Source organism: Pseudomonas sp. GL-B-26, assembly GCF_019947405.1.
In the GTDB taxonomy this organism is placed as follows: domain Bacteria; phylum Pseudomonadota; class Gammaproteobacteria; order Pseudomonadales; family Pseudomonadaceae; genus Aquipseudomonas.
This window is the reverse complement of sequence record NZ_JAGYGJ010000029.1, coordinates 53,390-74,709: the sequence shown is the minus strand read 5'-3', so window position 1 is coordinate 74,709 and position 21,320 is coordinate 53,390. Positions and strand designations below refer to the sequence as shown.

Annotated in this window: 22 protein-coding genes and 1 pseudogene; 5 read left to right on the top strand and 18 right to left on the bottom strand. The window is 59.2% G+C overall.

Annotated features, from left to right (window positions below):
• Positions 1–17: 17 nt before the first annotated feature.
• The 3 genes from KGB23_RS19335 to KGB23_RS19325 form a co-directional block, all read right to left on the bottom strand.
• Positions 18–572, bottom strand: coding sequence for a helix-turn-helix domain-containing protein (locus tag KGB23_RS19335; protein ID WP_008154577.1), 555 nt, complete (start codon positions 570–572; stop codon positions 18–20).
• Between the two features lie 25 nt (positions 573–597).
• Positions 598–1,887, bottom strand: a complete 1,290-nt coding sequence (locus tag KGB23_RS19330; RefSeq protein ID WP_223432210.1) for an NAD(P)/FAD-dependent oxidoreductase — start codon at positions 1,885–1,887, stop codon at positions 598–600.
• 159 nt (positions 1,888–2,046) lie between these two features.
• Positions 2,047–3,249 (bottom strand): NAD(P)/FAD-dependent oxidoreductase, encoded by a 1,203-nt coding sequence (locus tag KGB23_RS19325; protein ID WP_223432209.1) that lies wholly within the window; start codon positions 3,247–3,249, stop codon positions 2,047–2,049.
• Positions 3,250–3,531: 282 nt separating this feature from the next.
• Here KGB23_RS19325 and KGB23_RS19320 point away from each other — a divergent pair, with 282 nt between their 5' ends.
• Positions 3,532–4,101: an RrF2 family transcriptional regulator gene (locus KGB23_RS19320; protein WP_223432208.1), complete on the top strand. Its 570-nt coding sequence runs from the start codon at positions 3,532–3,534 to the stop codon at positions 4,099–4,101.
• A gap of 3 nt (positions 4,102–4,104) precedes the next feature.
• Here the strand turns inward: KGB23_RS19320 and KGB23_RS19315 are convergent, their stop codons facing one another.
• On the bottom strand, positions 4,105–4,440 hold the full coding sequence (locus tag KGB23_RS19315) for a hypothetical protein (protein ID WP_223432207.1): 336 nt from the start codon (positions 4,438–4,440) through the stop codon (positions 4,105–4,107).
• Between the two features lie 70 nt (positions 4,441–4,510).
• Positions 4,511–4,729: a hypothetical protein gene (locus KGB23_RS19310; protein WP_223432206.1), complete on the bottom strand. Its 219-nt coding sequence runs from the start codon at positions 4,727–4,729 to the stop codon at positions 4,511–4,513.
• A 170-nt stretch (positions 4,730–4,899) separates the two neighbouring features.
• Between KGB23_RS19310 and KGB23_RS19305 the strand changes: the two genes are divergently transcribed.
• Together KGB23_RS19305 and osmE are read left to right on the top strand one after the other, a co-directional pair.
• The gene (locus tag KGB23_RS19305; RefSeq protein WP_223432205.1) at positions 4,900–5,139 is read left to right on the top strand and encodes a hypothetical protein; all 240 of its coding nucleotides are present in this window, start codon (positions 4,900–4,902) and stop codon (positions 5,137–5,139) included.
• A 13-nt stretch (positions 5,140–5,152) separates the two neighbouring features.
• Positions 5,153–5,506, top strand: a complete 354-nt coding sequence (gene osmE, locus KGB23_RS19300; RefSeq protein ID WP_223432204.1) for an osmotically-inducible lipoprotein OsmE — start codon at positions 5,153–5,155, stop codon at positions 5,504–5,506.
• A gap of 57 nt (positions 5,507–5,563) precedes the next feature.
• On the opposite strand, the gene KGB23_RS19295 is transcribed toward osmE, so the two are convergent.
• Entirely contained in the window at positions 5,564–5,767 is a 204-nt protein-coding gene (locus KGB23_RS19295) for a hypothetical protein (RefSeq protein WP_056740478.1), read from the bottom strand.
• A gap of 211 nt (positions 5,768–5,978) precedes the next feature.
• On the opposite strand from KGB23_RS19295, the gene KGB23_RS19290 reads away from it, so the two are divergent.
• Positions 5,979–6,341: an NUDIX hydrolase gene (locus tag KGB23_RS19290; protein ID WP_223432203.1), complete on the top strand. Its 363-nt coding sequence runs from the start codon at positions 5,979–5,981 to the stop codon at positions 6,339–6,341.
• A gap of 6 nt (positions 6,342–6,347) precedes the next feature.
• Here KGB23_RS19290 and KGB23_RS19285 read toward each other — a convergent pair whose 3' ends face one another.
• The 9 genes from KGB23_RS19285 to KGB23_RS19245 all read right to left on the bottom strand — a co-directional run bounded on the left by KGB23_RS19285 (position 6,348) and on the right by KGB23_RS19245 (position 14,732).
• On the bottom strand, positions 6,348–7,046 hold the full coding sequence (locus KGB23_RS19285) for an alpha/beta hydrolase (RefSeq protein WP_223432202.1): 699 nt from the start codon (positions 7,044–7,046) through the stop codon (positions 6,348–6,350).
• A 42-nt stretch (positions 7,047–7,088) separates the two neighbouring features.
• Positions 7,089–7,862 (bottom strand): 1,6-dihydroxycyclohexa-2,4-diene-1-carboxylate dehydrogenase, encoded by a 774-nt coding sequence (locus KGB23_RS19280; RefSeq protein WP_008154556.1) that lies wholly within the window; start codon positions 7,860–7,862, stop codon positions 7,089–7,091.
• Positions 7,863–8,075: 213 nt separating this feature from the next.
• The gene (gene benC, locus KGB23_RS19275; RefSeq protein ID WP_223432201.1) at positions 8,076–9,089 is read right to left on the bottom strand and encodes a benzoate 1,2-dioxygenase electron transfer component BenC; all 1,014 of its coding nucleotides are present in this window, start codon (positions 9,087–9,089) and stop codon (positions 8,076–8,078) included.
• A 10-nt stretch (positions 9,090–9,099) separates the two neighbouring features.
• The gene (gene benB, locus KGB23_RS19270; protein WP_095129739.1) at positions 9,100–9,588 is read right to left on the bottom strand and encodes a benzoate 1,2-dioxygenase small subunit; all 489 of its coding nucleotides are present in this window, start codon (positions 9,586–9,588) and stop codon (positions 9,100–9,102) included.
• Positions 9,585–10,949, bottom strand: coding sequence for a benzoate 1,2-dioxygenase large subunit (gene benA, locus KGB23_RS19265; protein ID WP_095129741.1), 1,365 nt, complete (start codon positions 10,947–10,949; stop codon positions 9,585–9,587). The genes benB and benA overlap by 4 nt, the downstream gene beginning before the upstream one ends.
• A 273-nt stretch (positions 10,950–11,222) precedes the next feature.
• A complete protein-coding gene (locus KGB23_RS19260; RefSeq protein WP_317851624.1) occupies positions 11,223–12,182 on the bottom strand; it encodes an AraC family transcriptional regulator in 960 nt (319 codons plus the stop codon).
• A 115-nt stretch (positions 12,183–12,297) separates the two neighbouring features.
• Positions 12,298–13,227 carry a catechol 1,2-dioxygenase gene (catA, locus tag KGB23_RS19255; RefSeq protein WP_223432200.1) on the bottom strand — a complete coding sequence of 310 codons (930 nt, stop codon included), beginning with the start codon at positions 13,225–13,227 and terminating at the stop codon, positions 12,298–12,300.
• Positions 13,228–13,282: 55 nt separating this feature from the next.
• Entirely contained in the window at positions 13,283–13,573 is a 291-nt protein-coding gene (gene catC / locus KGB23_RS19250; protein ID WP_046047438.1) for a muconolactone Delta-isomerase, read from the bottom strand.
• 10 nt (positions 13,574–13,583) lie between these two features.
• Positions 13,584–14,732, bottom strand: coding sequence for a muconate cycloisomerase family protein (locus KGB23_RS19245; RefSeq protein WP_223432199.1), 1,149 nt, complete (start codon positions 14,730–14,732; stop codon positions 13,584–13,586).
• Positions 14,733–14,859: 127 nt separating this feature from the next.
• Here KGB23_RS19245 and KGB23_RS19240 point away from each other — a divergent pair, with 127 nt between their 5' ends.
• Complete coding sequence (locus KGB23_RS19240; RefSeq protein ID WP_223432198.1) at positions 14,860–15,744, top strand: LysR family transcriptional regulator; 885 nt, start codon at positions 14,860–14,862, stop codon at positions 15,742–15,744.
• Positions 15,745–15,774: 30 nt separating this feature from the next.
• On the opposite strand, the gene KGB23_RS19235 is transcribed toward KGB23_RS19240, so the two are convergent.
• The 3 genes and pseudogenes from KGB23_RS19235 to KGB23_RS19230 form a co-directional block, all read right to left on the bottom strand.
• On the bottom strand, positions 15,775–16,017 hold the full coding sequence (locus KGB23_RS19235) for a DUF1652 domain-containing protein (RefSeq protein WP_046047441.1): 243 nt from the start codon (positions 16,015–16,017) through the stop codon (positions 15,775–15,777).
• Between the two features lie 119 nt (positions 16,018–16,136).
• Positions 16,137–16,263, bottom strand: a pseudogene (locus tag KGB23_RS30250) (polysaccharide deacetylase family protein); the annotation flags it as partial.
• Between the two features lie 53 nt (positions 16,264–16,316).
• Entirely contained in the window at positions 16,317–21,152 is a 4,836-nt protein-coding gene (locus KGB23_RS19230) for a beta strand repeat-containing protein (RefSeq protein ID WP_223432197.1), read from the bottom strand.
• Positions 21,153–21,320: the final 168 nt, after the last annotated feature.

Here is a 21,320-nt window from a genome sequence, read left to right as displayed (position 1 = left end):
GTTCCTTGTTGTTTTTATCAGGTGTAAACCCAAAGCACCCGGGCGAGCTGATCCGAGAGGTTGCCGTAGCGGCAATGCGTATGACTGGCCAGCTGAAAACTGTCGCCGGTGCGCAATGTCACCGGCTTATCGTCATCCAGCCACAGCGTCAGTTCACCCTCGAGGACATAGCCACCCTGCTCCGAGCTGTCGTTCATGTGCCGATCACCACTGCTGGCGCCGGGCTCCAGTTGGCTTTCAAGCATTGAAAAGGACGCCCTCATCTTCGGAGAGACGAGGATGTCGGTAATCCCGTCGGCGTAGTACAGCGTGCGTCGCTCATCCGGGCGGGTCACCCAAGGCAATGCCATGGGCTTGGGCAAGCTATAGAAATAGGTGGTCGGCACGCCGAGGGTTTCGCTGATGGCGGTCAAGTCCGCCACCGTGGGACGTGACAACCCCCGCTCGACTTGCGAGAGAAAGCCGACCGAACGACCGATTTTGTCCGCCAGCTCTTTGAGCGTGTACTTTTTGTGTTTGCGCAGGTCCTGGATCAGGATCGCCAGCGCCGAGATTTCTTCTTGCATGTCCATCTAAAGGCTTCCAGAAATTGATGTTTCAAAGGCTGTCGCGCAGCCGATACCAGGCCTTGCCGATGGCTTCCAATGGCGCTGCCAAATACTTTCCACCGGGAAAACTGCCGTTGATCAAACCCTGGTACAACGCCAGCTCATCCGGCTGGCCAAGTATCGCGTCGGACACGGCACGCGCCCCGGCCAATGTCGGCAGCACGCCATGTCCGGAGTAACCCTGTAGCCAGTAGAGATCGCCACGTCGACCGATATCAGGCGTGCGTTTGAGGGTCAGATCGATGTGTCCTCCCCAGGCAAAGTCCAGTTCGACGCCCTTGAGCTGGGGAAACACGCGCTCCAGATAGGGCCGCGTGGCGGCGGCGATGTCCTTCGGCATGCCGCCCAAATAGGTGCAACCACCGCCGAACAGCAGGCGGTTGTCCGGTGTACGGCGGAAATAATCGAGGACAAACTGGTTGTCGGTGACGCACACATTGCCGGGTAGCAGCGCGGTCGCCTGTTGCGCTGAAAGTGGCGCGGTGGCCACCTGATAAGTGCCAACCGGTAATACGCAACTCGACAGCTTCGGATCAAGCCGATCGAGGTAGGCATTGCACGCCAGCACCAGCACGTCAGCGCGAATGCGACCGCGCTCAGTGGTGACCACGTAACGATCGCCATCTTCGCGATAACTCAACGCCTTGCTCTGTTCATAAATGCGTCCACCGGACTGTTCAATCGCAGCGGCCAGGCCGAGCGCCAGTTTCAGCGGATTCAAATGCCCGCCTTCAGGATCGAACAGGCCCGCCTGGTAGCGCTCACTGGCGACCCAATCAGGCAACGCCTCGCGCGAAATGAACTGCAAACCATCGTGGCCCCACTTGTGGCTGGCCTCGTGTTGCCATTCTGTCAGCAGACTCACCCGACGCGGCATCACCGACGTCCAGAGGTGGCCGGGCCGATAGTCACAATCAAAATCATGGCGCGCGGGCAAATCTCGCAACTCCCGTGCCGCCCAGCGCATGCTGTCCCATAACCGGCGCGCTCGCTCATAACCCAGCGCCGCCTCCAACGGCGGCATGTCACACGACCAACCGAGAATGGCCTGACCGCCATTTCGACCGGAGGCGGCCCAGGCCACCCGACTGGCTTCCAGCAACGTCACGCGCTTGCCGGCCAGTGCCAGACGCAACGCAGTATGCAACCCACTGAAGCCGGCCCCGATGATCAACACTTCGGTGTCCTGCTCGCCCTCAAGAACAGCTCGATCCACCAAGCGATCCGCGCAGGTGTGGGCGTAATAGCTGGCGACGTGCTGGGTAGATTGCTGAAACATGCGGGCCTCGTGAATTTTTATACTTATAATTTCATGAAAAAGTACATGTTAAATTTCACGATCGCAACCTCTCAAGACGCAAAAAAAATCCCGCCCAAGGGAACCCGGGCGGGATTTTTTCTAAGCAGGCAGCGTTATCGAAGCACCACTGCCGACGTTTCAGGCGACAGGAATCATCGGATCCGCTGAAGCCAGCGCAGTGACACGGTCAGCCGCGGGCGGGTAGATCCACATCGTGTTGATCTGGGTTTTCAGCGCTTTGGCTTCCTCTTTGACCAACTTCACCTGGCGGTCCCAACCCTCGGTGTAGACCGCGCCCCAGGCCCCCAGATCCAGACAGGTCACGTATTTGGGCTGGCTGTACGGGGTCGGGTCCACGCCCAGAATCTGTGCGGCAACGTTGTTACCGGCATGACGACCCAGCGAGATGGCGTGCTGACAGGTCATCAATGCGAAGTTGCCAATGTCATCGCTGGCGGCGTAGGCCACGTCGCCGGTGGCGAAGATGTCTTCCTGGCCAATGACTTTCAAATGAGCGTCGACGTGCAGACGACCCAGGTGATCGCGTTCGGCCGGAATCTGCTCGGTCAACGAACTGGCGCGCACACCGGTGGTCCAGACGACGGTTTTGGCATCGATGCGCTGACCATCGGCCAGGGTCACACCATTTTCATCGACGGCGACGACCGACGATTTCAAGCGCCATTTCACGCCCGTTTCAATGCTGGCTTCAGCGATTGATTCGGCGATCTCGGCGCCCATGGACCCGCCAACTTTCTCGCCACGATCAACGATGATCACTTCTATGTCGGCACGATCACCCAGGATGGCACGCAGACGCGCAGGCATTTCAGTCGCGGTTTCGATCCCGGTGAAGCCACCGCCGGCCACCACTACGGTGTTGCGGGCGTTGCTTTCTGGCAGGTTGACCAAGGACTTGAGGTGATTTTCCAGGCGTACGGCCTGCTCGATCTGATCCACGTCGAAGGCGTGTTCCGCCACACCTGGCGTGTTCGGCAGTGCCAGACGGCTGCCAGTTGCCAGAACGAGTTTGTCGTAGCTGCACACTTGCTGGTTGCCGGATGCATCGAGGTAGCCGACACGTTTTTGCGCAACATCGATGGTCTCGGCAGAGCCCTTGATGAAACGGACGCCGACCGCATCGAACAGTTCGCCGATCGGTGCGGCCAGTTGGTGAGCATTCGGCTCGTAGAAGCGCGGACGGACTCGCAGCTCGGCCTGAGGGGCCAGAACGGTCACTTCAACGTCGTTGTGGCCATGAATGTCGAACAGACGCGTGGCGCTCAAAGCCGTCCACATGCCACCGAAACCTGCGCCGATAACCAGGATGTGCTGTTTCATTTTTAACTCCGGGGAGAAGACCAAGTGATGAGTTCGTTAAAGGTCACGCTCTTCGGTAGCGACTGCTTACCACTGCTGACCGGACAACGGCGACTATATTTATCCTAGTTACTTGGCACAAAACGAAATTACTGATGGTTAGTATCGAAAGTTTTGATTAGTCCAAAAAGGCTTATACACAGCAACTCCTGCCGCACAACGAGCAGTGGATACGCGACCGGATGCGTTGCTCGGTTCGCTTTCCGCTGTTAACATTTACGACAACTTTAGTCGGAGATCGACATGTCTCTTTACAGCGCAGGCGTTGAGTACGGCATTCATTGCCTGATTTTTTTGGTGGGCAATTGCGGCGACACCCGCGAGGCGAGCGTGCGCGACCTTGCTGAGCTGCAAGGCGTACCACAGGACTATCTGGCAAAAATCTTCACCAAACTGGCCAAGGCAAAACTGGTGGTCGCCACTGAAGGCGTGCGCGGCGGGTTCAAGCTGGCCCGGCCTTCTGACGAAATCAGCATTCTGGATATCGTCAATGCCATCGACGGCCAGAAGCTCATCTTCGATTGCCGGGAGATTCGTGGGCGTTGCGCCTTGTTCGAAGGTTCCGCGCCGGCGTGGGCGCTGGCAGGTCCCTGCGCAGTTCATGCCGCCATGATGACCGCGCAGAAACGCATGGAAGACGCCCTCGCCCAGCAGACCATTCTTGATCTCGCGAGGAAGGTCGGACGAAAAGCGCCAGCGCAATTCAATGCCCAGGTGGACAACTGGATGAATGATCGTCGGGAAAAGAAAATCAGTGCGAGCACTCAGGCAAGCGACGACCCGATCATCCAGGTGACCGATATCACCGACTAAACCTTACAGACAATCACGCACGGCCTGACGCAACGCCCCGGATTTCGCCCAGGGCGGCCCCTGATAAAGCGATACGTGGCTGCCATCCTTCGATTTCACGATATCCACAATCTCGTCGGCCGTGATGATGCTTGGCGCAGTGACCCTGTAGCCATTGGAAATCGCCGATTGGCTCGTGTTGGGTATCTCCCGCTGCCACGCCGGCAGCACGCACGCGGCATAGTCTTTCGGCGCCTTGTTGCTGTACTTGCTGAGATTGGGCTCACCTGGCACCAGGGACGCGGGTAACGAACAGCCCGCCAGCAACGCCAACCCTACTCCCCCAATCAATTTGCGCATGACGCTTCCTTATCCCGAAAAAGGGGAATGTAGCGTGTCGCTGTCCAGACATCCATCCTTTGCACTGACCTCAGCAAGGGGCGCTGTGCTCGCCGGGATCCGGATACGACCTCTCGTTCAGATAAGTCATCCATCTTTCATACGCTTCATGCTGCCATTGAGTGACCCGCTCCCATTCCGGGCCGCTCATCTGATGGGCAGAAATCAGTTTCATCATTTCCGTGGTGGCCGCGTCCAGATCAACGATCAGCTCATGGGCATGAAATCTAAAGTCATCAGTAGCCGTCATTTGAAGTTGCCTCGCCCTAGCAAAAGTTCACTACTTTCCTACGACATCAGATCTGCGGGTTCGCGTTCATTTTCCCGACAAAAGGCTGCACCAACGGTCCAGACGAACAAAACGCCCTGACCTGGGAAATGGGACTAAAATTTCGTAGCGGAGATTGGCAGGAGGTCATCATGTGGCTTAACGAATCTGAAAACGAACTTCGGCGTGACCTGCAAGGCCTTGCGTCGGATTTAAGATGGTCAGCGGTAGAGCTTTTGCGCATCGCAGAGCAACTACGCCTGGCCGGCAATGACGTGGATGCGCAAGCAATCCTGAAGCTGTGTGAGTTGTTTCAGGGAGATGAAGAACGACTGAAGGGTTATGCCGAGGAAGTCAAAGCCAAGATTATCACTCGAACGAAAGCTCAATAGCAGGAGCACTGCCATGCACAAGCCTCTATGCGCGCTGGTCGTTGTACTGGCCGCGTCAGGTGGCTGCAGCACCGAATCGCGTGTCTATCGCGATCAACCGCTGGTCGCAAAGGTCGAGACCGGCATGAGCAAGGATCAAGTCCAGCAGATTGGCGGCCAGCCTTTATCCATAACGGATCGCACCGTTGAGCCCGGCACTTGCTTTGACTACAAGCTGACGCAGGCCGGCCATCAGCAAACGTACAACGTCAGTTTCGATGGCAGGGGCAAGGTCGACCATAAAAGTTTCATGACCTGCGCGGAATGGAGTAACGCGCAGCAAAAAGCCCGAGAGCCTTCCCGCAGCACCGGTGGTGGTGGTTATTAGCTCAAGACCTCAGCGCCAGCCAAAGAAAAGCCCCGGCGAACCGGGGCTGAAAGTGCGCTATTTATCTGACTTCTGGCTGCGTGCAGGCCGACTGGCTCTGGCCTTGTAGCCGGGAAGAGCGGCGGCAAAGGCCAGTGCTTCCTCTTTACTGCCAAAGGCTCCAAGCCGGTCACCTTTGGTGCACACCCGCCATGGGCCGTTGTTCACGCTGAGTACGTCATAACCGTTCATGTGCATTTTGGTCAGCATCGGAACGCTCATAGTCACCTCCATTTCGGCAGTGATGATCCTGGATTCACTTGAATACCTTACACCCGACCTTCGATGAAGTGCCAACCAGACGTCGCGCCAGGATTCCGACATCCGGTTGCACTTTCAACCTCGTCCATCACTCCAACCTTTGAGACAGACGCCTCGGCTCGAATATTGCACTTTTATGACTGATTAATGACAAGCGGTAATCAGGTAATACATGAAAGTACGCGCGACGGTCATTTGCGAGCAGGACCGGCACATTCTCCTGGTGCGCAAGCCGAGGAGTCGCTGGATGCTGCCCGGCGGAAAGGTTGAGCGTGGTGAAGCCATTGCCGACGCCGCCACACGAGAGCTTCAGGAAGAGACAGGGCTTGGGGTCGACGGGATGCTGTACCTGATGGAGTTGCAAACGGCCAGCACCCGACACCATGTGTACGAGGCTTTTGTGACGAACCCGGGTGAGGCCCGCCCGCAAAACGAAATTTTCGATTGCATCTGGTATCCGCTGGACGCGGTCCAGAACCTCAACACAAGCGACGCCACGCTCAAAATCATCAAAGCGTTTCAGCGTCGCCTGTAAGGCTCTCTATCCCGCGGCCAACGCCATCGCGGCCTTATCGATGAACGCTGCAATCTCGACCGGCATCGACGCCAGGGACGCATGGCTGGCATTCAGGGTCAGGATCTCCCTGGTGTTCAGCCGCCCCGCCATCCATTGCTGATTGTCTGGCGAGATCATCCTGTCATCCATAGAAACCTGATACCACGACGGCTTCTTCTTCCACGCCACCGTGGTAATGGTGTCGCCGAAGGTGCTGGCCAGCGGCGCTTTCTGGGTGATGCCCATCACCAACCCTTCGGTCTTGGGCAGGTCCTGGCAGAAGCTTTCGTGATAGAGCTCGGGTTTGACCCACAGATAACCGTCGCTGTCGGGAGCCAGGTTGGCCGCCGCTGCGGGTGGATGCCGTTGCGTGATGCCGCCGGGACTTTCACCGGCGTCCGGCGCGAAGGCAGCGATGTACACCAGCCCCACCACATTCGGTTGATCGCCGGCCTCGGTAATCACCGCGCCGCCATAGGAATGCCCCACCAGCAACACGGGCCCAGGCACTTGGGCGACCATCTTGCGCGTGCGCTCTGCATCGTCGGCCAATGAAGTCAGCGGCATCTCCACCGCGCGGATGTTCGTAATGCCCTTGTGAATCAACTCGGCGATGACCTTGTTCCAGTGGGCAGCACCGCCCCAAAAACCATGGACCAGCACGATTGTGGGTTTGTCGCTCATCACGATGACTCCGATTGAGGATGGGGTTATTGGCGAGTCGCGTCAGCCCTGGTCGCCGCCACCGACCGGCATGATCATGCCGGTGATATAGGACGCTTCGTCGCTGGCCAGAAACAGAATAGCGCTTGCCTGCTCATCCAGCGTGCCATAGCGCTTCATCAAACTGCTGTCGAGCGTCTGGTCGACAATCTGCTGATACCAGACCTTCTCTTGCTCGCTCTGATCGGCGCTGTTGCGCGGAATGACCCGCGGCGGCGCTTCGGTGCCACCGGGCGCGGTGGCATTGACCCGAATCCCGCGACCGGCGGTTTCGAAGGCCAGGCAAGCGGTCAGCGCATTGACCCCACCCTTCGCTGCACCGTACGGCACGCGATTGACACTGCGCGTGGCGATGGACGAAACGTTGACGATGGCACCGCTCCCCTGCTCAAGCATGAACGGCAGCGCGGCATGACAGCACCACAGCGTCGGGAACAGCGAACGGCGCACTTCGGCCTCGATCTGCGACGCTTCGTAATGCTCAAAAGGCTTAGTCCAGATCGTCCCGCCCACATTATTGACCAGCACATCCAGACGCCCGAAACGCTCGACGGCGGTTTGCATGACGCGGCTGCATTCGCTGTATTGCTCAAGATCGGCGGTCAGCGCGAGCACCTGGCTGCCCTGCCCCAATTGCTGCTGAACCTCGAACACCAGCTCGGAGCGATCGACCAGAATCAACCGCGCCCCTTCCGCCGCCATGCGTTCGGCAACACGCCGACCGATGCCTTGGGCAGCGCCGGTGATCAGCGCGACTTTTTCGTGGAATCTGTTCATACATACCTCGTGGCGAAGATCAATTTCGCAGGGAATCGGCTATCTGTAGCAGCTGCCGAGCCTGCGAGGCTGCGTTCGGCTGCGAAGCAGTCGTGAGATCAGTGCATGCGGTGCATCAGGAAGACCGTGCACTCAAGTTTCACGACTGCTTCGCAGCCGAACGCAGCCTCGCAGGCTCGGCAGCTGCTACAAAGACGGTGTCGTTGCTGATACTTACGCCGCGCTGGCGGCAAATTTCTCGTAGTAAAAGTTTGTCGGCGCGATGCCTTTTTCACGGATGAACTGGCTGACGGCCTCGACCATCGGCGGCGGGCCGCACAGGTAGACATCGACGTCGCCTTCGTTCAAATGCTGCGGCTCGATGTGTTGGGTCACGTAGCCCTTGAGCGGATGCTGGCTGTCGGGGTTGGCGACGCAGGCGCTGAAGCTGAAGTTCGGGATTCGCGCGGCAAAGGCTTCGAGTCGATCCATTTCCACCAGATCGAAATCGTTGGTCACGCCGTAGATCAAATGCAGCGGATGCTCACTGCCCTGCTCGGCGATTTTTTCCAGCATCGCCGTGAACGGCGCCAGCCCCGTACCACCGGCCAGCAGCAACAACGGACGGCGAATGTCGCGCAAGTAGAAACTGCCCAACGGCCCGGCCAGGCTCATGCTGTCGCCCGCCTTGGCCATACCGGTGAGAAAGCTGCTCATCAAGCCGCCGGGCACGTTGCGGATCAGGAAACTGACTTCGCCGTCGCGCTGCAACGAGCTGAACGAATAGGCTCGGGTCTGCTCGCTGCCGGGAATCCCGAGGTTCACGTATTGCCCCGGCAGGAACGCCAGTTTGCTCAGGGCTTCGCCCTTGACCGACAGCGCGATGGTGCTGTCGGACAACTGGCGCACGGCGCTGATGGTCGCGTCGTAACTGGCCTGACGGGTGCGGCACACTTCGGAAGAGGTCGGCACGCGCACCACGCAATCGCTCTGGGCGCGCATCTGGCAGGTCAGGACGAAACCTTGCTCGGCCTCTTCCGCGCTGAGTGCGTCTTCGATGTACTCCTCGCCCAAATCATAACGGCCGGCCTCGGCGAAGCATTTGCAGGTACCGCAGGCGCCGTCGCGGCAATCCAGTGGAATATTGATGCCTTGGCGATACGCGGCATCGGCCACGGTTTCGCCGACATTGGCGTCGATGAATCGGGTGACGCCGTCTTCAAAATTGAATGCAATGGAATGAGTCATGACCGCTGCCTCACAGGTGGTAGACATCGATGACCTGGCGAACGTAGTCGTTCTTCAGGATCACTTTCTTGGCCTTGATCAGCGGGTTTTCACCGCGCACATCGAGGGTGTAGAAACTGCTGCCGAAATAGCTGTCGACGGTCTTGTAGCGAAAGCTCAGGGTGTGCCAGTTGAAGCGCACTTTGCAGAACCCGTCGGCCTGTTCGAGCAGCTCGATGTTGCTGATGTTGTGCGAGGTGCGGGTGTCCGGCATGGTGGCGCTGGAACGCTCGGTCTTGATGCGGAAAACGCGGTCTTCCAGGCCGGTGCGGTTGCCGTACCAGATCAGCGAGATTTCTCGTTGCGGGTCTTCAGTCAACTCGTCGTTGTCGTCCCAGGACGGCATCCAGAACGTCGCGTCCGGGGCGTACAGCTCCAGCCATTCGTCCCATTGCCGGTCATCGAGGTAGCGCGCTTCGCGGTAGAGAAAATCGCGCACGGTGTCATAGGTGATGGTCATTGCACGGCCTCCACAGGAATCAGTTCGGACTGCTCGGCGGCCAGGGCCTTGAGCATGGTCTGCTGCCAATACTTGTGTTGCAGTACGAACAGGCCTTCGTCTTCGGTGCGCACGCCGCTGAGCAGCGGATGCAGGTCGATTTCCTTGGCCGCGTCATCGGCGCCTTCGATCCAGTGTTCGGCGCCACGGGACATGTCGTTCCAGGCAGTCACGCTGCCCTGATAACTGGTCTGGCAGGAACGAAATTCTTCCAGATCATCCGGGGTAGCCATGCCGCTAACGTTGAAGAAGTCTTCGTACTGACGAATCCGGCTCGAACGGGCGTGGTCGCTTTCGCCTTTGGGGGCGATGCAGTAAATGGTGATTTCCGTGCGGTCGACCGAGATCGGTCGGGCGATTCGAATCTGCGAACTGAACTGGTCCATCAGGTACACGTTCGGGTACAGGCACAGGTTGCGCGAGTTCTCGATCATCCAGTCGGCGCGAGCCTTGCCGAAATCCTGGGCCAGCTCATCGCGACGCTCGTACAGCGGACGGTCTTCGGGGTTGGACCAACGGGTCCAGAGCAGCATGTGGCCCTTGTCGAAGGAATAGAAACCGCCGCCCTGCTTGGCCCAACTGCCGGCGCTCATGGTCGGATTGCAATCGCCGGCCTCGCGCTGCTTGCGCTGGTTCTGGGTGGCGGCGTAGTTCCAGTGCACGGAGCTGACGTGATAGCCGTCGGCGCCGTTTTCGGCGGTGAGTTTCCAGTTGCCTTCGTAGATGTAGCTGGAGGAACCGCGCAACACTTCCAGGCCATCGGCGGACTGGTCGACGATCATGTCGATGATCTTCGCCGACTCGCCCAGGTGTTCAACCAGCGGCACGACATCAGCCTTGAGGCTGCCAAACAGGAAGCCGCGATACGACTCGAAACGCGCGACTTTGGTCAGGTCGTGGGAGCCTTCGCAGTTGAAGCTCGCCGGGTAGCCCGCTTCGGCCGGATCCTTGACCTTGAGCAGTTTGCCGGAGTTGTTGAAGGTCCAGCCATGGAATGGGCAGGTGTACGAACTTTTGTTGCCGGACTTGTGCCGGCACAGCGTCGCGCCGCGATGGCTGCAGGCGTTGAGGAACGCATTGAGTTCACCGTCCTTGTTGCGGGCGATGAAGATCGACTGGCGCCCCATGGTGGTGGTGTAGAAGTCGTTTTTGTTGGGGATCTGGCTTTCGTGGGCCAGGTACAGCCAGTTGCCTTCGAAGATGTGCTGCATCTCGAGATCGAACAGCCGCGGGTCGGTGAACATCTCGCGCTTGCAGCGATAGATGCCCTGTTCTTTGTCATCTTCGAGCAGGGAGTGAAGGTATTCGGGTCGCAGGGTCATGGCCGCCGCCTCCATTGTTTTTATTCAGGCAGGGCCATGCTAGGACGGGGGGAAGTGGCGGACTATCCGCAGGGTGCAGACCTGTATCCGTTTACTGCAAACGGCCCACTTCCTGTAGCAGCTGCCGAGCCTGCGAGGCTGCGTTCGAGTGCGAAGCGCTCGCCAAGGAACAATGCGGTCTGCCTGAAATACCGTGCGGGCCATTTTGCGAGCGCTGCGCACTCGAACGCAGCCTCGCAGGCTCGACAGCTGCTACAGGTGCTTTGCGGTGTTTCAGTGACGACGTTTGAGGGTGTCCGATGGCAACTCGCCGAACTGTTTGCGGTAGTTGTCGGAGAACCGGCCCAGGTGCAGGAAGCCGTAATCCATCGCCACTTCCGTAACGTTGCGCACGTTGCAGGTCGGGTCGCTCAGACAGGCGTTGATGCGCTCAAGGCGTTTTTGCCGGATGTAGTTTTTCGGCGTGGTGCCAGCGTTGCGTTCAAACAATCCGTACAACGAGCGCAGACTCATCCGCGCCTGGCGTGCCAGTTCTTCGCTGTCGATGTCCTGTTTGAGATGCCCCGCGATGTAGTCGGCAATCACCTCGAATGTGGCCGTCTGTGAGCCGAGACTGATCCGGCTGACATTGGTCTTCATCAGGCTGAGCATCTTGCTGACGATGATCTGTGCGTAGTGCTCCTGCACTTTGGGAATCTGCTCGGTGGCCTCGGCCTCCTGGCAAATCATCGCCAGCAGCCCGACAAAGCCTTCCAGTTCATCGAGCTGATAACGGTTCTCCAGAAACCGCACGCCCTGCCCCGGATAGCGCCAGCGCTGCTCATCGCACACGGATTCCAGCAACGGGGTGGGGACTTTGAGGATGAATTTTTCGCAATCGTCGGAATATGTCAGGTCCACCGGATCGTCGGGATTGATCAGCAGCAACTCGCCAGGGGCGAAGTAGTGTTCCTGGCCGTGGCCGCGCCACAGGCAGTTGCCGCGCAGTAGCACTTGCAGGTGATAGATGCTTTCCAGCGCACCGGAGGTGACCCGTACGCTGCCGCCATAGCTGATGCGGCACAGGTCGAGGCTGGCAAACTTGCGGTGATTGAGGCTGGCCAGCGGTCGCCCGGCCCGGGGCATCAGAATGCAATGGTTACCGACATGCTGATTGACGTAGCCCGACACCGCGTAAGGGTCGGCGTGGTCGAATACGGTGCTGCGCTGACTCAACAGTTGCGCTTGCATCATCGGGTCACTCTCATTGTTGTTATAGGTTGCGTCGGGCCATTCCAGGGTTGAAACGCCGAAGACCACGAGATAAACAGTCAATTATCTCGTGGCCCGGTTCCGCTGTTCGAGGATATCAGTCCTCGAGTGCGCGGACCCGCTCGTGGCGTTGCTGCTCGTCGGGTTGCGCGGAGGTCTGCAAGGTGAAATCGAAGTCGATTTCGGCAAAACGACCGCTCACACCATGGGCCGCCGCACGTTGCGGATCGTCGCTGAAGGTGATCTTGGCGATCAGCTCGTCCCGAGTGGCATAGGCGAAATCGTCGTGCAGGTACTGATCGCCATCGAGGTTGATCTGGGTGGTCAGGTGACGATGATCCGGCGCGGAGATGAAGAAGTGAATGTGCGCCGGCCGTTGCCCATGGCGACCCAGTTGATCGAGCAGTTGCTGGGTCGGACCGTCCGGCGGGCAGCCATAGCCCGACGGCACGATGCTGCGAAAGCGATAGCGACCCTCGGCATCGGTGACGATACGACGACGCAGGTTGAACTCCGACTGGGTGGTATCGAAGTAGGAGTAAGTGCCGCCGGTGTTGGCGTGCCAGACATCCACCACCGCGCTGGCCAACGGTTCGCCAGCGGTGTTCTTGACCTGGCCCTGCATGAACAGCACCACACCCGGATCGACGCCGTCATCCAGTCGCGCTTCGCCTTCCGACAGCGGCGCACCCGCCACGTACAGCGGGCCTTCGATGGTCCGCGGCGTGCCGCCGGCCTTGCCGGCCTGCTCGTCTTCGGCGTCCATCAGCAGGTCGAGGTAATGCTCCAGACCGAGCCCGGCCACCACCAACCCGGCCTCTTGACGCGCACCCAGCACGTTGAGGTAGTTGACGGCTTTCCAGAACTCTTCCGGCGTCACGGCCAGGTCTTCGATGATGTTCACCGAATCACGCAGAATGCGGTAAACCAGGGCCTTGACCCGCGGGTCGCCCGCGTCGTTGAGTAGACCGCTGGCCTCTTCGAGAAATTTCTGGACTTCGGCAGTGTGGGAAATCTTGACGTTCATTTTGGTGGGTTCCTCATCTTGTAATTATTAGCGTAGCGAACTGAACAGGCTGGGTTCAGCGGTCATCCTCGCGGATGGAAGAAGGATGCCGGCACATCGCGTCGACCTCGATCGCCATGTACGGAAACAGCGGCAATTGCATGAGCAGGTCGTGCAGTTCCTGCACGCTGTCGACGTCGAAAACGCTGTAATTGGCATAGTGTCCGGCGATGCGCCACAGGTGACGCCACTTGCCTTGCTCTTGCAGGCGCTGGGCCAGGGCTTTTTCGTCAGCCTTCAGCTTCGCGGCAGCTTCGGGATTCATATCGACCGGCAGGTTCACGGTCATTTTTACGTGGAACAGCATAATGCTCTCCTCAGGCTTGATGAATGGCAGTAGACGTTTTGTCACGACGGAAGAACGCCAGACGTTCTTCATCGAGGCTCAGGCCCAGCCCCGGTGTTTTCGGCACGTGCAACTCAAAATCGCGATAGACCAGCGGTTCGCTGAGAATGTCTTCAGTCAGCAGCAATGGGCCGAACAGCTCGGTGTCCCACGCCAGCTTGTTCAGCGTGACAAAGGCATGCGCCGAGGCCAGGGTGCCGATGCCACCTTCGAGCATGGTGCCGCCATACAGGCCGATACCGGCCGCTTCGGCAATCGCAGCGGTTCGCAGTACGGCGCGCGGGCCGCCGTTCTTGGCGATCTTCAAGGCAAACACCGAGGCCGCGCCTTCACGGGCCAGGTTGAAGGCATCTTCCACGCACTCGATGGATTCGTCGGCCATGATCGGCGCCGGGCTCATGGCATTCAGGCGCGCCATGCCGGCGCGGTTGTTGCGCGAGATCGGCTGTTCGATCAGGTCGATGCCGTTGGTTCCCAGGATCCGGCAGGCGCGCAGCGCGACCGCTTCATCCCAGGCCTGATTGACATCGACCCGCACGCTGGCACGATCACCCAGGGCTTTCTTGATCGCAATGACGTGGGCCAGGTCGCGATTGACCTCACCAGCACCGATTTTCAGTTTGAAGATCCGATGGCGGCGCAGGTCGAGCATTTTTTCCGCTTCGGCGATGTCCTTGTCGGTGTCGCCACTGGCCAGGGTCCACGCCACTGGCAGGGCATCGCGAACGCGGCCGCCCAGCAGTTCGCTGACCGGCAGCCCAAGGCGTTTGCCCTGAGCGTCGAGCAAGGCGGTTTCGATACCTGATTTAGCGAAGGTGTTGCCACGGATGCTGCGCTCCAGGCGCAACATCGCGGCGTTCACGTTGGCACTGTCCTGGCCCAGCAGCAGCGGCGCGAAGTGTCGGTCGATGTTGGTCTTGATGCTGTCAGGGCTTTCGTTGCCGTAGGCCAGGCCACCGATAGTGGTGGATTCGCCAATACCTTCAATGCCGTCGGCGCAGCGCACGCGAATGATCACCAGGGTCTGGTTCTGCATGGTGTGCATCGCCAGCTTGTGCGGGCGGATGGTCGGCAGATCGACGATGATCGTCTCGATCGATTCAATGGCTGTTGCAAGCATGTCGATACCCGTCAGGTTCTTAAAGTTCTGGAACCGATTCTGGTACGGCTTTTTTCGGGAAGCCAATATAGAATTGGTCTGACTTGATACCTTTAAGGTATGCAACTGACTTGCGTCTGGAGGCTCCATGGAACTGCGTCACCTGCGGTATTTTCAGGTGTTGGCTCAAACCCTCAATTTCACCCGTGCCGCCGAGCTTCTGCATATTGCCCAACCGCCCCTGAGCCGGCAGATGCAGCAGCTGGAGGACGAGCTCGGGGTGTTGTTGCTGGAACGCGGGCGGCCGCTGAAGCTGACCGATGCCGGGCGTTTTTTCCATGAGCACTCCACCGCCCTGCTCGAGCAACTGGGCAAGGTGTGCGACAACACGCGACGGATCGGTCTGGGCGAGAAGACCTGGCTGGGCATCGGTTTTGCCCCATCGACGCTCTACGGCGTGCTGCCGGAACTGATTCGCCGTTTGCGCAGCGGCGAGCCCCTGGAGCTTGAACTGGGGCTTTCGGAAATGACCACGCTGCAACAGGTGCAGGCGCTCAAGGCCGGGCGCATCGATATCGGCTTCGGCCGAATTCGCATCGACGACCCGGCGATCATCCAGACTGTGTTGACCGAAGACCGACTGGTCGCCGCCCTGCCCGCCGGTCACCCATTACTGGCCGGGCCGATCAGCCTTCGCGAACTGGCGAAAGAACCCTTCGTGCTGTACCCCGGCAACCCGCGTCCCAGCTACGCCGACCATGTGATTGCGTTATTCGAATCCTATGGCGTGAGCATCCACGTGGCGCAATGGACCAACGAGCTGCAAACAGCCATCGGTCTGGTGGGAGCGGGAATCGGGGTCACCCTGGTGCCGGCCTCGGTGCAATTGTTGCACCGCGACGACATTGGTTTCACGCCGCTGCTGGAAGACAACGCGACCTCGCCGATCATTCTCAGCAGGCGCGTGGGCGACGTATCGCCGGGGTTGAATCATTGCTTGCAGATAATTGATGAGCTGCAACCGCGGGCATGACCCGAATGCCAGCTGCTACATAGATCCACTTCAGCCGGCAAACGCCCGACGACCGGCGCGCATCTCGATGCGCAACTCGCCAATCAGGTTGGAGATATCGCGAACGGTGGTCAGCCGTGCTGGCGATACTCTGGTGATCAACAAAAGAATTCGCCCGGTGGCAGGTTCGTAGACTTTGATCCGTAACGTTCCGTCCGGATTCACCGTGCAGGCACAGGAACGCGGCTGAAAACCGGACTCAACAATGCGGCAAAGCTCAGGAACTGAAACCATGACTGGCGCCTCCGTGGCAGGTAATCGGATCCAACTTTCTCAGCATAGATGCGCTTTCCCGATCCTGCGCCCGCCAATGCTGAAAATAAGTGTTAGCTGTTTCTCACTTTGGCGACCTTTCAGTGAGAATCCCCATCCCAGATCCAATTCCAGAGCCCCGGTAACGTAACCGGCTGTGAACTGTCGCGAACGGTACGGTTTTTCTGCGGTTTTCACACCGGTAGCCTGTGCACTGTCGAGCGGAATAAAGCGATCCGGGGCAAGCACTGAAGGCTCGCCCCGGATCATGGCGCTGCAACTCAGACGAAGTCGGACTGCGTCAAAGTGGCAACCCCGGTGAGCTTGATGGCGAAATCTGCGTCAGCTCCGATATTGGTCGTCCCATACAGCACACCATCGCTCAGTTTCAATTGCCCGGCATCCGTAAAGGCCGTATTACTGTCGAGCAGTTGGAAGGTGCCCAACCCCGTCAGATCAATATGATCGGTACCCGATGTGAAATCGGTGACGACGTCCCAGTTTGCACTGGTCAGGCCCAACTGGCCCAGATTGGTGAACGTGAACGTGTCGCTACCCAATCCCCCGGTGAACACGTTCTGCGACGTATTGCCCGTCAGCACGTTGTCCAGAGCGTTGCCGAGCAGATTGAGCTTGACGTTAGCTTCGGTATTGCTGAGGTCGAGGTTTTCCAGGTTTGCCCCCAGGGTGATGGTGGCCACGTTGAGACCCGCGACACCCCCAAAAACCACAACGGTGTCGTTGCCCTCGCTGGCCACTTCGACCAGTTTGTCCTGCAACGCATTCGTGCTGGTCAGATCGACATTGTACTGATCGTTGCCAGCTCCCCCCACCAACGTATCGACGCCCTCCAAGCCATCGAGTTTGTTGTTGCCGCTGTTACCGGTCAGGATGTTGGCCAGCTTGTTGCCATCAGCATCGATGTCAGCTGTGCCGGTCAGCGTGAGGTTCTCGACGCCGTTCTCATTCAGGTCGTAACTGATGCTGGACAGGACGGTATCCACCCCGGCGCTGTCAACAATTCCGTCACCGATATTGTCGACGATATAGGTGTCGTTACCGGCGCCACCGATCATGTGGTCGGCCCCCGCTCCACCGTCGATACGGTTGTTCGCCGCGTTACCCGTCAAGGTGTTGTTCAGGTCATTACCGGTCAGGTCGAACGCTACGGTGTTGACTAGCGTTGCATACTCCACGTTGGCGCTCAGGTTGTAGGTCCCCCCTGCGGTGGCTATGGCTACCCTGACCAGGTCGGTACCCTCAGCAGCGTTTTCCGTCACGCTGTCGCCCAGGTTGTCGACCGTGTAGATATCGTCACCCAGCCCACCGATCAGGATGTCGCTGCCAATCCCACCATTGAGTGTGTCGTTGCCCGCACCGCCGTTGAGCGTATCGTTGCCGGCACCGCCGTCGAGGGTGTTGTTCGCGCCATTGCCGATCAGTTCGTTGTTCAGCGCGTTACCCGTGAGGTTGAGCAGCTTGGTGCCGGTCAAGCTGGCGTCGAGGTTTTCCAGATTGGCGCCCAGGGTCAGCAAGCTCGAAGACGCCAGTACCGCGCCGCCCTGCAAGCGGACGGTATCGACCCCCTCGCTGGCGTTCTCGGTCAGGGTATCTTCCAACTGGTTCGTGGCATTCAAATCAACCAGATACAGGTCATCGCCCGTGCCGCCCTTGAGGATGTCGACACCCAGGCCACCGTAAAGCTGGTTGTTGCCGGCGTTGCCGATCAATGTGTTGTTCAGGACATTGCCCGTAGCATTGATGTTGCCAGTGCCGGTGAGCGTGAGGTTTTCGACGTTGGCGCCCAGCGTGTAGGTCTGGTCCGACTTGACCAGGTCGATCCCGCCGTTCAGGCCTTCGACCACCGTGTCATCCTCACCGACGATGTAGGTGTCGTTGCCGGCCAGGCCGGTCAGCTCGTTGGCCGCACTGTTTTGCGAGCCGTCCAGAATGTTGGCCAACGCGTTACCGGTGGCATTGACGGCGGCACTGCCGGTCAGCGTGAGGTTTTCCAGCGTCGCACCCAGGGTGTAGCTCACCGCGGATTCGACCGTATCGATGCCGGCACTGTCGATGATGGTTTCACCGACGGTATCGACCACATAGGTATCGTTGCCCGCGCCCCCGTTCATGACATCGGCACCGGCGCCGCCGTCGATACGGTTGGCCGCCGCGTTACCGGTCAGGGTGTTGACCAGTTCGTTGCCGGTCAGGTTGAAGGCCACGGTGTTGGTCAGCGTGGCATTTTCCAGGTTCTCGCCCAGGGTGTAGGTGCCGCCCGCCAGGGCGATGGCCACGTTGACGGTGTCGGTCCCGGCGTCGGCATTCTCGGTGACGGTGTCACCGACGTTGTCGACGACGTAGGTGTCGTCACCCAGGTCGCCGATCAGGGTATCGGCGCCAAGCCCCCCATTGAGGGTGTTTTTGCCGGCATTGCCCAGGATGAGGTTGGCCGAGGCGTTGCCAGTGAGGTTCAGCGACAGCGTGCCGGTATCCCGGGCATCGACGTTTTCCAGGTTGGCGTCCAGGACCAGGGTAGTGACCGTGGCGTTAGCAAACGAACTGGCCAGCGTCAGGGTATCGATGCCCTCACCGGCGATCTCGATCACCTTGTCCTCCAGCAGGTTGGTGGCGGTCAGGTCGACGACATACTGGTCATTGCCCTCGCCGCCGATCAGCGTATCCACGCCCCCCACACCGTCGAGTTTATTGTTGCCGTCGTTACCGGTGATGAGGTTGGCCAGTCCATTACCCTTGCCATCGATGTTGCCAGTGCCGGTGAGCGTGAGGTTTTCGACGTTGGCGCCCAGCGTGTAGGTCTGATCCGACTTGACCAGGTCGATCCCGCCGTTCAGGCCTTCGACCACCGTGTCATCCTCACCGACGATGTAGGTGTCGTTGCCGGCCAGCCCGGTCAGCTCGTTGGCCGCACTGTTTTGCGAGCCGTCCAGAATGTTGGCCAACGCGTTACCCGTGGCATTGACGGCGGCACTGCCGGTCAGCGTGAGGTTTTCCAGCGTCGCACCCAGGGTGTAGCTCACCGCGGATTCGACCGTATCGATGCCGGCACTGTCGATGATGGTTTCACCGACGGTATCGACCACATAGGTATCGTTGCCCGCGCCCCCGTTCATGACATCGGCACCGGCGCCGCCGTCGATACGGTTGGCCGCCGCGTTACCGGTCAGGGTGTTGACCAGTTCGTTGCCGGTCAGGTTGAAGGCCACGGTGTTGGTCAGCGTGGCATTTTCCAGGTTCTCGCCCAGGGTGTAGGTGCCGCCCGCCAGGGCGATGGCCACGTTGACGGTGTCGGTCCCGGCGTCGGCATTCTCGGTGACGGTGTCACCGACGTTGTCGACGACGTAGGTGTCGTCATCCAGGTCGCCGATCAAGGTATCGGCGCCAAGTCCCCCATTGAGGGTGTTTTTGCCGGCATTGCCCAGGATGAGGTTGGCCGAGGCGTTGCCAGTGAGGTTCAGCGACAGCGTGCCGGTATCCCGGGCATCGACGTTTTCCAGGTTGGCGTCCAGGACCAGGGTAGTGACCGTGGCGTTAGCAAACGAACTGGCCAGCGTCAGGGTATCGATGCCCTCACCGGCGATCTCGATCACCTTGTCCTCCAGCAGGTTGGTGGCGGTCAGGTCGACGACATACTGGTCATTGCCCTCGCCGCCGATCAGCGTATCCACGCCCCCCACACCGTCGAGTTTATTGTTGCCGTCGTTACCGGTGATGAGGTTGGCCAGTCCATTACCCTTGCCATTGATGTTGCCAGTGCCGGTGAGCGTGAGGTTTTCGACGTTGGCGCCCAGCGTGTAGGTCTGGTCCGACTTGACCAGGTCGATCCCGCCGTTCAGGCCTTCGACCACCGTGTCATCCGCATCGACGATGTAGGTGTCGTTGCCCAGCCCCCCTTGCAAGGTGTCAGCGCCGGCAGCGCCGTCCAGCACGTTGGCGGCGGCATTACCGATCAGCACGTTACTGAGCGAGTTACCGGTGAGGTTGAACGCAACGGTATTGATAAGCGTGGCGTTCTCAAGGTTGTCACCCAAGATGTAGGTACCGCCGGCCGTCGGGATGGCGACCTTGACGGTATCGGTCCCTTGATCGACCCCTTCGTTGATCACATCGGCGATGCTGTCGACGATATAGGTGTCGTCACCTGCCCCTCCGCTCAGAATGTCGGCGCCAGCGCCACCATCCAGGGTATTGGCTGCGTCGTTACCGATGATGTTGTTGGCCAGTGCGTTACCCGTGATGTTTATCAGAGCACCACTGTTGCTGAAACTGGCATCGGCCTCTTCAAGGTTCGCGGCCATGGTGATGTTGACAGTTCCCAGGCTAGCGTCCCCACCCCAGATCTCGACAAAATCGTAACCTTCGCCGGCTTTCTCGATAATGACGTCGACCACTTTGTTGTCGTCGGTCAACTCGATGACATAGCCATCGTCACCCACGCCGCCCTGATAGGTATCCGCGCCGCCGAAGCCGTCAAAAAAGTTATTGGCAGTATTGCCGATCATCAGGTTATCAAGGGCATTGCCCTTGGCCTTGACCTTGTCGGTGCCGGTAAAAATCAGGTTTTCAATGTTGTCCCCGAGCCGGATAGTGACCGACGACTTGACGGTATCGATCCCCCCCGCTGCACCCTCGCCGGTTTCACTGACGACATCGCCCAGGTTATCGACAATATAAGTGTCGTTGCCAGCGCCACCATCAAGCGTGTCGGCGCCTGCCCCGCCATCGAGCAGGTCATTGCCGGCATAGCCCAACAGGGTGTCATTGCCCGAACTGCCGGTGATGGTGTCATTGCCACTCAAGATATAGGCATAGGTTGCCTGGGTATCGCCCGGCGTTAGTGCAAACTCGGCCAGCTGTGCCGCACTCTTGGAGATTCCGGTGAGGGTGTAGATGGGGACCCCGTCTTCGCTGTAGGTGCTGCCGGTCACGGTACCGGCGACGACGCCTGGGGAGGGGTATGTGAAGTTACCCGTAAATACTTGTGTATGAACCCCGTCAGTGATTGTCAGCGAGGTACTGGTAGTGTTGGTGACGCTCCATTCCCAATCCTGATCCGCCAGAAAACTGAAGCTGTTCGATAAGGTTAAAGCCGCCATGGTTAGTCACCTGATAATCAGCAAAATTCTTTTAATGGGGGATGCCGGAAAGGCTCTGACATGGCGCAGTGCCAGTAGAGAGCCGTCACCAGCATAGTTGGATCCATAAAAAAGAAACGCCAGAAGCGACTTATTCGGTGCTTTCCCGCCGAGCGGTTGGAAAAAGGG

Excerpts from the sequence above, each read along its gene's own strand:
- KGB23_RS19335 (WP_008154577.1), bottom strand. The coding sequence starts at position 572 with ATGGACATGCAAGAAGAAATCTCGGCGCTGGCGATCCTGATCCAGGAC.
- KGB23_RS19330 (WP_223432210.1), bottom strand. The coding sequence starts at position 1,887 with ATGTTTCAGCAATCTACCCAGCACGTCGCCAGCTATTACGCCCACACC.
- KGB23_RS19325 (WP_223432209.1), bottom strand. The coding sequence starts at position 3,249 with ATGAAACAGCACATCCTGGTTATCGGCGCAGGTTTCGGTGGCATGTGG.
- KGB23_RS19320 (WP_223432208.1), top strand. The coding sequence starts at position 3,532 with ATGTCTCTTTACAGCGCAGGCGTTGAGTACGGCATTCATTGCCTGATT.
- KGB23_RS19315 (WP_223432207.1), bottom strand. The coding sequence starts at position 4,440 with ATGCGCAAATTGATTGGGGGAGTAGGGTTGGCGTTGCTGGCGGGCTGT.
- KGB23_RS19310 (WP_223432206.1), bottom strand. The coding sequence starts at position 4,729 with ATGACGGCTACTGATGACTTTAGATTTCATGCCCATGAGCTGATCGTT.
- KGB23_RS19305 (WP_223432205.1), top strand. The coding sequence starts at position 4,900 with ATGTGGCTTAACGAATCTGAAAACGAACTTCGGCGTGACCTGCAAGGC.
- osmE (WP_223432204.1), top strand. The coding sequence starts at position 5,153 with ATGCACAAGCCTCTATGCGCGCTGGTCGTTGTACTGGCCGCGTCAGGT.
- KGB23_RS19295 (WP_056740478.1), bottom strand. The coding sequence starts at position 5,767 with ATGAGCGTTCCGATGCTGACCAAAATGCACATGAACGGTTATGACGTA.
- KGB23_RS19290 (WP_223432203.1), top strand. The coding sequence starts at position 5,979 with ATGAAAGTACGCGCGACGGTCATTTGCGAGCAGGACCGGCACATTCTC.
- KGB23_RS19285 (WP_223432202.1), bottom strand. The coding sequence starts at position 7,046 with ATGAGCGACAAACCCACAATCGTGCTGGTCCATGGTTTTTGGGGCGGT.
- KGB23_RS19280 (WP_008154556.1), bottom strand. The coding sequence starts at position 7,862 with ATGAACAGATTCCACGAAAAAGTCGCGCTGATCACCGGCGCTGCCCAA.
- benC (WP_223432201.1), bottom strand. The coding sequence starts at position 9,089 with ATGACTCATTCCATTGCATTCAATTTTGAAGACGGCGTCACCCGATTC.
- benB (WP_095129739.1), bottom strand. The coding sequence starts at position 9,588 with ATGACCATCACCTATGACACCGTGCGCGATTTTCTCTACCGCGAAGCG.
- benA (WP_095129741.1), bottom strand. The coding sequence starts at position 10,949 with ATGACCCTGCGACCCGAATACCTTCACTCCCTGCTCGAAGATGACAAA.
- KGB23_RS19260 (WP_317851624.1), bottom strand. The coding sequence starts at position 12,182 with ATGATGCAAGCGCAACTGTTGAGTCAGCGCAGCACCGTATTCGACCAC.
- catA (WP_223432200.1), bottom strand. The coding sequence starts at position 13,227 with ATGAACGTCAAGATTTCCCACACTGCCGAAGTCCAGAAATTTCTCGAA.
- catC (WP_046047438.1), bottom strand. The coding sequence starts at position 13,573 with ATGCTGTTCCACGTAAAAATGACCGTGAACCTGCCGGTCGATATGAAT.
- KGB23_RS19245 (WP_223432199.1), bottom strand. The coding sequence starts at position 14,732 with ATGCTTGCAACAGCCATTGAATCGATCGAGACGATCATCGTCGATCTG.
- KGB23_RS19240 (WP_223432198.1), top strand. The coding sequence starts at position 14,860 with ATGGAACTGCGTCACCTGCGGTATTTTCAGGTGTTGGCTCAAACCCTC.
- KGB23_RS19235 (WP_046047441.1), bottom strand. The coding sequence starts at position 16,017 with ATGGTTTCAGTTCCTGAGCTTTGCCGCATTGTTGAGTCCGGTTTTCAG.
- KGB23_RS19230 (WP_223432197.1), bottom strand. The coding sequence starts at position 21,152 with ATGGCGGCTTTAACCTTATCGAACAGCTTCAGTTTTCTGGCGGATCAG.